The sequence below is a fragment of the Dolichospermum sp. UHCC 0259 genome, from assembly GCF_009711935.1.
In the GTDB taxonomy this organism is placed as follows: Bacteria; Cyanobacteriota; Cyanobacteriia; order Cyanobacteriales; family Nostocaceae; genus Dolichospermum.
In genome coordinates, this window is record NZ_VIKX01000077.1 from 1 (window position 1) to 1,990 (window position 1,990).

Below are 1,990 nucleotides of genomic sequence, written 5' to 3' on the forward strand. Positions count from 1 at the left end.
ATCCTTTCATAAAGGGAGCGGTAGAACCGAATATATTGATACTTTGTCCATTTCTCAAGAACAAAAACATGAACTTATCAATTATTATGAAAAAGTATGGGTGCTAGTGGATTCTGGTGAAATAAGTCTTGAGTTAGACTTTCATGCTATTATTAGAGGTAAAAGATTCAATATAGATTTTAAAAGTGGATTTGGCTCAAATGAGAAAGGAAATACCAACCGACTGCTTATGGTAGCAACTATTTATTGTAATTTAGAAGATGAATATAGTAATATTCTGCTCGTTCGCGCTAAAGAAGATTTGAATAACAATTACTTTAGAACTTTAAAAAAATCTCATGTTTGGAATGCGTATTGTGGTGATGAAGCTTATGAAAAAATTGGTGATTTTACAAATTTTGATATCCAAACCTGGATAAATTCAAGTATTGATTGGCAAAATGATTTATTAAGTACAACAGTAAGTGATTTTCAGAAATTTAATTTAATGGGATATTTACAATGGTAAGAGAAACAAGATATAGAGATAAATACCAAACTTATTTTACATCAGATCAAGCTTTATCTTCATATATGGTTTCACTATTAAGACTAGAAGTGAATGATAAACTACTTGAACCCTGTGCAGGAGAAGGACATCTTTTAGCAGCAGCACTTGATATTAATAAAGATATATCATCTGTCGCTTATGAGTTACATCCTGAACACGCAACAAATCTCAAATTAAAGTTTAGTAACTTAAAAAATGTAGAAATACGAGAAAGGGATACTATATTTTGTCCAGATTTAGACCTTTGTGAGTCTTTTGATCACAAATTTACAAAGATTTTGGGAAATCCTCCCTATGGAGGTTGGCAAGAATACGAACGTCGTACAGAATTAAAAAGAAAATATCCAGGATTTTATATTAAAGAGACATATACTATTTTTCTACTACGTTGTCTCAAATTGCTTGCTGAAAAAGGACGACTTGTATTTATTATTCCTGACACTTTTTTATATCTTCACAGTCATATTAATATTAGACGTTATCTTCTCGAAAAATTTACTATTGAAAGTGTAGATGTTTTTCGTTCATCTCTATTTCCTGGTATTTCATTCGGTTATGCTGGTCTTTGTATTATTTCTATACGTGCTGAAAAACCAAAATCGAACCATTCTTTTTCCGTAAGATGTATTAATTCTTTAGGAGATTTTACAGAATCTCCAAATATGAAATCTAATGGTAATAATATTCTTCAGAAAGATATTTTTGATAGTGAATCTCTATCTATTTCTATATCGGCTAATGAATCAGTTTTTAATAAATTGTCAAATAATATAACTAAAATGGCTGATATTGCTGACTGCGTGACAGGTTTTTACTCAGGAAATGATAGAGTTTTTCTGCGAAAAGCATCTGCTTTAGTCAAAGGTTCTCCTGATTATTTAGTCGTTAATTCTACTTATATTGAAACTAAACCGTCTACATTAAAAAATCCTTTAAATGGAATAGAAGGATCAAAGCATTTTATTCCTGTTCTTAAAGGTGGTGGTTATAATTTTGTAAAACCAACTCAATGGTATGTAGATTGGAGTCAGGATGCAGTTGAACATTATAAAACAAATAAAAAATCAAGATTTCAAAACTCATCCTACTATTTTAAAACAGGAATTGGCTTTCCTATTGTAACATCTAAACGTCCTACGGCTGCATTAATTGAGGAAAGTCTTTTTGATCAATCTATAGTAGGAATTTTTCCTAAATCTTCAGTTGATTTATATTTTCTATTAGCTTATTGTAACTCGCCAGTATTTTGGCTTTGCTTAAAAGATATTAATCCATCTGCAAATAATTCCGCTAGGTATATTTTAAAAACTCCTGTAATTTTACCAGATGAGGATACTCTAAAATATATTTCTTTGAAAACTCAAGAATTACTAGTAGAACTCAAACGTAGTTTTTCACTCTCCCCCCACTTTCGAGAGTTTATAGGGTAGGTAGAAGTAG

Annotated in this window: 2 protein-coding genes; both read left to right on the forward strand. The window is 30.5% G+C overall.

Going from position 1 to position 1,990, the window contains the following annotated elements; translation table 11 throughout:
• Window positions 1–508: hypothetical protein (locus FJR05_RS06130; protein ID WP_217385535.1), on the forward strand; the 508-nt coding region annotated here is incomplete at its 5' end.
• The gene (locus FJR05_RS06135) at window positions 502–1,980 is read left to right on the forward strand and encodes a class I SAM-dependent DNA methyltransferase (protein ID WP_168643301.1); all 1,479 of its coding nucleotides are present in this window, start codon (window positions 502–504) and stop codon (window positions 1,978–1,980) included. The genes FJR05_RS06130 and FJR05_RS06135, both read left to right, overlap by 7 nt.
• The last annotated feature ends 10 nt before the right edge of the window (window positions 1,981–1,990 follow it).